The following is a 5,846-nucleotide window of genomic DNA, read 5'->3' on the forward strand; positions in this document are numbered from 1 at the left end:
GGCTTCGGCGTCGCCGGGGCCGCGGGGGCCGGGACAGGAGCCGCGGGGGTCACCGGAGCCTGGGGCTTCGGCTCGGGCTTCTCGCGGGACTCCAGGCGGGGGCCGTTGTCCGCGGCGATGCGGCGGTACCACGCGTCCTGGTAGCGCGGGTGGTTCACCTTGCCCGTCGCGTCGCGCACGTTGCCGTCGATGTACTTCACGAGCAGCTGCTCGCCCAGCTTGCGCCAGCGCGCGTGCACCTTGTCGCCCTGCTGGAGCGAGTACTCGGTGAGGTACTGGCGGGCCTGCTCGGGCGTGCGCTTGTAGAGCGTCTGCGCGATGCTCTCCACGTGGGCCTGATCCGCGAGGAACTGGCCCTCCAGTTCGCCCTGGGCCTTCTGCACGTCCACGATCATGTCGCTCCAGCGCCCGTAGGCCTGGTTCGACACCCAGTTGAAGACCCAGAAGGACGAATCCCAGGAGAAGTCTCCGCGGCTGGCCACGCCCTGCGCGAAGTTCTTCGGCACCTGCCGGATGCCCGCGTACATGGGCGTGTACACGGTGGTGAACGTGTCATCCACGCCGAACCAGAGCACGCCGCCGATGGCGTCCGGCAGCGAGCCGCGCATCTGCGCGACGAAGGAGAAGCCCGTCTGCTGCGTGGAGATGGCGCGCTCGTGGACGTAGTTCTTGCCGTCCACGTCCCACGTCATGGGGCGCCAGCGGTAGGGCGCCGCGTAGGGCCCCGCGCCCACGTCCTTGGACATGTCCAGCGCGGTGCCCTCGAAGTGGTCGCGCATGAGCGCCATCGCGTCCTGCACGGACACCTTCTTGTCCGGCTTCACCCACAGGGGCAGGCGCTTGTTCAAATCCGAGCCGTCCGCGTACTCCAGGCCCAGCTTCATGGACGGGGCCGCGCGGCGGAAGATGCTCCACACGCGCCCTTCGGCGAAGCGCTGCCCGCCGAACTCCAGCGGGTGGTACGTGTCCGCGAAGCTGAAGTCCTTGTCCGCGCCCGTGTACCAGCCCTTCGCGCGCGCGAAGGTGATGACGTCCGGCGAGTACAGCGTGGTGGCGGAGTCGCTGAGCGGGAACTGGCGGATGCGCGCCTGGTTTGCGTGCGCGGAGATGAAGCCGTCGGGGAGCTTCCGGGCCACCCACACCGCGCCCTTCTGGCCAGCGCCCTTGCCAATCATCTCCAGGAGCCACGCCTCCTTCGGGTCTGCGATGGAGAACGTCTCCCCGGTGGAGGCGTAGCCGTATTCCGCGACCAGGTCCGTCATCACCTGGATGGCCTCGCGCGCCGTCTTCGCGCGCTCCAGCGCCACGTAGATGAGCGAGCCGTAGTCGATGAGGCCCGAGGGCCCCTCCAGCTCCTTGCGGCCCGAGAAGGTGGACTCGCTGATGGAGAGCTGGTGCTCGTTCATGTTGCCCACCACGGAGTACGTGGCGGGCAGTTCCTTGATGCGCCCCAGGAACTTGCCGGTGTCCCAGTCAACGATGTCGCGCTGCGCCCCGGCCGCGTGGCGGCGCGCGGGCGTGTGGTACAGCTCGCCGTACAGCTCGTGCGAGTCCGCCGAATAGGTGATGAACGTGGAGCCGTCCGTCGTGGCGCCCTTCGTCACCAGCATGCTGGTGCAGGCGTCCGCGACGGGGGCGACCAGCACCGCCGTGAGCGGCAGCGCGGTGAACAGGGTCGAGGAGAATCGGTTCATGGCGGCGCAATCTAGCAGGACTGCCGCCGGCTGCCCGCCCAGGCAGGTTGCCCGACCGTGAAGCGCCCGGGCCCCCGAGGCTCGCGGAGTCTCGCCGCCCCGCGGCATGCACGGAGGCGATAGGGGCCGAGCGCCGTGCTACTTCCCGCCCGGTTCCCTCTCGTGGCACCTGCTGGACGGGGACGCTAGGGTTGTCTTTTCCGGCCCCCGCGGGCCCCTGGAGGACGTCTTGACGGAGATCGTGGTGGGCCTGGTCGTGTTCTTCGTCCTCACGGTCGTCCTGGGCCCCGCCCTGTGGAGCTCCCGCATCTGGTGGAGCAAGGCGGACCGGGAGAACGTGAGGGACAAGCACGGCCGCCCCCGCAAGGACGCGGAGGACAGCCGGTCCTGAGCAGGAGGTCGCCTACTCGTCGTTCTGACGGAGCGTGGCCAGCACGTTGAGGTCCTCCAGCGTGGTGGTGTCCTGCGTGGACGTCTTGCCCGCGGCCACGTCGCGCAAGAGCCGGCGCATGATCTTCCCCGAGCGCGTCTTGGGCAGCCCTTCCGCGAAGCGGATGTCGTCCGGCCGGGCGATGGCGCCAATCTCCTTGCCCACGTGCGTGGCCAGCTCCTTCTTGAGCGCGTCCGACGGGGCGTTGCCCTGCTTGAGCGTCACGAAGGCGACCAGCGCGGTGCCCTTCAGGTCATCCGGGCGTCCCACCACGGCGGCCTCGGAGACCTTCGGGTGCGACACCAGCGCGCTCTCCACCTCCGCGGTGCCCAGGCGGTGGCCGGCCACGTTCACCACGTCGTCCACGCGGCCCATCAGCCAGAGGTAGCCGTCCGGATCCGTGCGCGCGCCGTCGCCGGTGAAGTACATGCCGGGCAGCTCGCTGAAGTACGTGTTCACGTACCTCTCCGGGTCCCCGTACACGGTGCGCAGCATGGACGGCCAGGGCTTCGTCACGAACAGCAGGCCGCCCTGCCCCTTGGGCACGCGGTTGCCGTCGCGGTCCAATATCTCCGCGTGGATGCCGGGCAGCGGGAGGGTGGCGGAGCCCGGCTTGGTGGGCGTGGCGCCCGGCAGCGGGGAGATCATGATGGAGCCCGTCTCCGTCTGCCACCATGTGTCCACGACGGGGCAGCGGCCGCCGCCGATGACGTCGCGGTACCACATCCACGCTTCGGGGTTGATGGGCTCGCCCACGCTGCCCAGCAGGCGCAGCGAGGACAGGTCGTGCTGCTTCACCGGCCCGTCCCCCAGGCGCATGAAGGCGCGGATGGCGGTGGGCGCGGTGTAGAGGATGGTGGCCTTGTAGCGCTCGATGATGTCCCAGAAGCGGTCCGGCCCCGGCTGCGTGGGCGCGCCCTCGTAGAGCACCGTGGTGATGCCGTTCATCAGCGGGCCGTAGACCACGTACGTATGGCCCGTCACCCAGCCCACGTCCGCGGTGCACCAGTAGATGTCGTCCTCGCGCAGGTCGAACACCCAGCGAGTGGTGAGCGACGCGTTCATCGCGTAGCCCGCCGTGGTGTGCAGAACGCCCTTGGGCTTCCCGGTGGAGCCGGACGTGTAGAGGATGAACAGCGGGTGTTCGCTCTCCACCCACTCCGGTTCGCAGGTGTCGGCCTGGCCCTTCACCAGCGCGTCCCACGCCATGAACTTCGGCCCGTCGGGAAGCTTGCCGTCGCCGGTGCGCGTGAGCACGACGACCTTCTCGATGCTGGGGGCGTTGGGGAGCGCGGCCTCCACGTTCTTCATCAGCGGCACCACGGCGCCCTTGCGCCAGCCGCCGTCCGCGGTGAGCAGCACCTTCGCGCCCATGTCCTTCATGCGCTCCTGGAGCGCCTCCGCGGAGAAGCCGCCGAACACCACGGAGTGCACCGCGCCCAGGCGCGCGCACGCCAGCATCGCGACGGCCGCTTCGGGCACCATGGGCAGGTAGATGCCGACGCGGTCGCCCTTCTTCACGCCCAGGGACTTGAGGCCGTTGGCCAGCCGGTTCACCTGCTTCGACAGCTCACCGTAGGTGACGGAGCGGCGGTCGCCGGGCTCCCCCTCGAAGAGGATGGCGGGCTTGTCCGCGAGCTTCGGCAGGTGCCGGTCCAAGCAGTTGTAGGAGAGGTTGGTCCGGCCCTCGATGAACCAGCGCGCGTGGGGAGGCTTCCACTCCAGCACCGTCTTGAAGGGCTCCTTCCAGTAGAGCTCCTCGCGGGCACGGTCCCCCCAATACTTCTGCGGGTCCTTGTCGGCCTCGTCCCACAGCCGCTGATAATCCTGCATGCTCCGGATGTGGGCCCGCCGGGAGAACTCCTCGGGCGGGGGGAAGACGCGGGACTCGGTCAGGACCGAGTTGATTGCCTGCGGGTCAGCCATGGGCGTCCCTCCATTGCGCGTGGGAACAGCCCTCTTGTTCTAGGGGCCCGGCCCCCGAGTCTCAAGGCGACTCTTCGCAGCGGGTGTTTCCCTGAACGCCTTCGAAGCGGACCCACAGCTCGCAGGAGCATTGCGTGACGCCGTCGGAGTCGTAGACGAGCCGCAGTTGACCATTGAACTGCGTCGAGCACTGCGTCGTGGCGTCCAGGTGAACGCGGATCTGACCGAGCAGGCACTCCTGGCCGTTCGCCGAGGCGCTCACGTTGGCCACGCTGCCGTCCGCGGTGAAGGCCTCGCCGTCCTCCAGGAAGTAGCCGAGCAGCTGCATGTTCTGCACGCCGAAGTCCGCGCGCACCACGCGGCCGGAAATCTGGAGGCCCAGCCGGAACTCGTCGATCACCTGCGGCAGCAGGTTGCAGTCGTCGCGCAGCAGCTCGACGGGGGTCAGTTCGTAGTCGCCCTCGTTCTGGCTGTACGGCAGACAGCCCACCAGGGAGGGGGCCGCGAGCGCGAAGGCAACGAGACAGAGGCGTCGGAGGGTAGACACGGCACGCACCATCGCCCACGGGAGGCATCCGGAGCGGGCGCTCGGGTGGGGGCGGAGGTAGAGTGCGCCGCCATGCCTGAATACCGCAACCCCAAACCCACCGTGGACTGCATCATCGAGTTGTCTGGCGAGCGCATCGTGCTCATCCGCCGCGCGAATCCGCCGGTGGGCTGGGCGCTGCCGGGCGGCTTCGTGGACGAGGGTGAGCCGCTGGACAAGGCGGCCATCCGGGAGGCGAAGGAGGAGACGGGGCTGGACGTGACGCTGGAGGAGCAGTTCTTCAGCTATTCGGATCCGAAGCGCGACCCGCGGCTGCACACCATCTCCACGGTGTTCATCGCGCAGGCGAAGGGAGAGCCGGTGGGCGCGGACGACGCGGCGGAGGCGAAGACCTTCACGCTGGACGCGCTGCCGAAGGACCTCTGCTTCGACCACGGCACCATCCTGTCCGACTACCTGACCTACAAGCGCACCGGGAAGCGCCGCAAGCTGTAGGCGCGGACGGGTCCGGATGCACTACCTGTTCGTCCTGCTCGCCCTTGGGGCGCTGCTCATCGTGCATGAGCTGGGGCACCTGGTGGCCGCGCGCCTGCTGGGCGTGCGGGTGCCGCGCTTCACCGTGGGCTTCGGGCCGCCACTGCTGTCGTTCCGGCTGGGCGGCACGCAGTTCGTGCTGGGCGCGATTCCACTGGGTGCCTCCGCGAACCTGCAGGGGATGAACCCGCACCGCTCCGGGGAAGAGGACACGACGGGGTTCGGCACGCTGGGGCCGCTCAAGCGGATGGCCATCATCCTGGCGGGGCCGGCGGCGAACTACGCGGTGGCGGTGGGCCTGCTGTTCGCCCTGTATTCGTCGGGCACGCACGTGGTGGTGCCGCTGACGGTGGGCACGGTGCTGCCGGGTTCGGAGGCGGCGCGCGCGCAGTTGCTGCCGGGGGACCGGCTGGTGCGCGTGGACGGCAAGCCGCTGGAGAGCTGGTCGGACTTCGTCACGCGGGTGGCGGACGGCGTGGGCCATGAGCTGGACCTGGCGGTGGAGCGGCACGGCGAGCCGCGCACGGTGAAGGTGCGGCCCCGGGCGGATGAGCGGGGCACGGGGCGCATCGGCGTGAGCCAGCAGTACGTGTTCCGCACGCACGTGCCCGGCGAGGCCTTCACCCAGTCCATCGTCCACACGGGGCGCCTGGCATCCGAGGCGCTGTCCACGCTGGTGGCGCTGGTGCGGGGACCGGGCGTCACGGGTCGGGGC

General features: G+C 69.6%; 6 protein-coding genes. 3 read left to right on the forward strand and 3 right to left on the reverse strand.

Annotation, left to right across the window (positions count from 1 at the left end):
* On the reverse strand, positions 1-1,694 hold a 1,694-nt coding region (locus D7X74_RS38745), incomplete at its 3' end, for a dipeptidase (RefSeq protein WP_233602440.1).
* A gap of 229 nt (positions 1,695-1,923) precedes the next feature.
* Between D7X74_RS38745 and D7X74_RS43325 the strand changes: the two genes are divergently transcribed.
* Positions 1,924-2,085, forward strand: coding sequence for a hypothetical protein (locus tag D7X74_RS43325; RefSeq protein WP_158620365.1), 162 nt, complete (start codon positions 1,924-1,926; stop codon positions 2,083-2,085).
* Between the two features lie 12 nt (positions 2,086-2,097).
* On the opposite strand, the gene acs is transcribed toward D7X74_RS43325, so the two are convergent.
* The gene (gene acs / locus D7X74_RS38750) at positions 2,098-4,050 is read right to left on the reverse strand and encodes an acetate--CoA ligase (RefSeq protein ID WP_120537980.1); all 1,953 of its coding nucleotides are present in this window, start codon (positions 4,048-4,050) and stop codon (positions 2,098-2,100) included.
* 61 nt (positions 4,051-4,111) lie between these two features.
* Positions 4,112-4,597: a hypothetical protein gene (locus tag D7X74_RS38755; RefSeq protein ID WP_233595540.1), complete on the reverse strand. Its 486-nt coding sequence runs from the start codon at positions 4,595-4,597 to the stop codon at positions 4,112-4,114.
* 72 nt (positions 4,598-4,669) lie between these two features.
* Here D7X74_RS38755 and D7X74_RS38760 point away from each other — a divergent pair, with 72 nt between their 5' ends.
* Together D7X74_RS38760 and D7X74_RS38765 are read left to right on the forward strand one after the other, a co-directional pair.
* Positions 4,670-5,092: an NUDIX hydrolase gene (locus D7X74_RS38760; protein ID WP_120537981.1), complete on the forward strand. Its 423-nt coding sequence runs from the start codon at positions 4,670-4,672 to the stop codon at positions 5,090-5,092.
* Positions 5,093-5,108: 16 nt separating this feature from the next.
* Positions 5,109-5,846: RIP metalloprotease (locus D7X74_RS38765; protein WP_147446842.1), on the forward strand; the 738-nt coding region annotated here is incomplete at its 3' end.

The sequence above is a fragment of the Corallococcus sp. CA047B genome (genome assembly GCF_003612065.1).
Lineage (GTDB): Bacteria > Myxococcota > Myxococcia > Myxococcales > Myxococcaceae > Corallococcus > Corallococcus praedator.

Coding starts and splice junctions, on each gene's coding strand:
- acs (WP_120537980.1), bottom strand. CDS start 4,050: ATGGCTGACCCGCAGGCAATCAACTCGGTCCTGACCGAGTCCCGCGTC.
- D7X74_RS38760 (WP_120537981.1), top strand. CDS start 4,670: ATGCCTGAATACCGCAACCCCAAACCCACCGTGGACTGCATCATCGAG.